The organism is Paraburkholderia sp. SIMBA_053 (assembly GCF_046534895.1).
Classification (GTDB): Bacteria; Pseudomonadota; Gammaproteobacteria; order Burkholderiales; family Burkholderiaceae; genus Paraburkholderia; species Paraburkholderia caledonica.
The window spans coordinates 1-234 of record NZ_JAWRXU010001763.1 but is presented as its reverse complement, the minus strand read 5'-3'; the positions used below and the strand labels follow the sequence as shown (position 1 = coordinate 234).

Genomic DNA, 234 nt, shown 5'->3' with positions numbered 1-234 from the left:
CTGTTACGTGTCGTTGCATTTCAGGATGGATTCCTCGCGGAGCCGCGTCCCGCCTACGTGCAGCGCATTTGCGCGGTGCGCGAGCCGGATGGGTCGGTCGAAACGAAAGATACGGGTGTTCCCCCGCGTTACGATCTGACCGGTTAATCCGCTACAATCGCAGTTTATTGAACAAATTCATGGCGTTTCATGGCTAACGGCACTCAGCAAGACGGCGTCGCGATTCGCGGCAGC

1 pseudogene is annotated in these 234 nt (G+C 57.7%); it reads left to right on the top strand.

Annotated features, from left to right (window positions below):
* Positions 1 to 147 (top strand): annotated as a pseudogene (locus SB753_RS41575) (SAM-dependent methyltransferase); the annotation flags it as partial.
* Between the last annotated feature and the right edge of the window lie 87 nt (positions 148 to 234).